The sequence below is a fragment of the Gordonibacter pamelaeae 7-10-1-b genome, assembly GCF_000210055.1.
Classification (GTDB): domain Bacteria; phylum Actinomycetota; class Coriobacteriia; order Coriobacteriales; family Eggerthellaceae; genus Gordonibacter; species Gordonibacter pamelaeae.
In genome coordinates this window covers 3,337,280-3,337,886 of sequence record NC_021021.1, presented here as the reverse complement: position 1 = coordinate 3,337,886, position 607 = coordinate 3,337,280, and the positions used below count along the sequence as shown (strand labels likewise).

Annotated in this window: 1 protein-coding gene; it reads left to right on the top strand. The window is 68.4% G+C overall.

From position 1 onward, the window contains the following. Positions 1-607, top strand: a 607-nt coding sequence (locus tag GPA_RS19615; protein ID WP_041239767.1) for a hypothetical protein, incomplete at both ends; no start/stop codon positions are given.

Genomic DNA, 607 nt, shown 5'->3' with positions numbered 1-607 from the left:
CGGCCGCGCGCGCACCGCGGGCTGCTCTCGTTCGGCGTGCTCGCATGCGTGTCGTGGGTGCAGGTGGCGTTCTTCCGCGTGGTGGCCACGCCGGAGATCATGGGCGACCGCATCGCCCACTTCCTCATACCGTTCACGTGCGCCTGCGTGCTGTCGCTCGTCATGCTGGCACTGTGCCTGCGGCTGTCGCGCTACCTGAACATCTCGCTCGCCTACCGTTGGAGCCTGCCGCTGTTCATGCTGAGCTACGTGCCCATCTTCATCGACTACGGCAACCCCACCCTGCGCCTTGCAGCCTACGCCATCAACTTCCTGGGGATGTTCGGCGTGCAGTTCGGCTGCTGGCTGGGCGCTTGCAAGTACCTGCGGCGCACCGGCTCCCCGGCGCTCACCGTGTTCGGCGTGTACGCGCTCGGCGAGGGGCTCGGCATCTTCCTCGGCTGCCTCGCAGGGCTCTACGCCGTGCTCTCGCTGGACGAGAAGGGGCTCATGGTGCTGTCGTCGGTGCTGCTCACGGCCGTGGCGTTCGCCATCATGGTCACGGGCTTCAACCCGCAGTGGGTGTTCAACCGCACCCGCAGCCGCGGCGAGGACGGCGCGGCGGGCG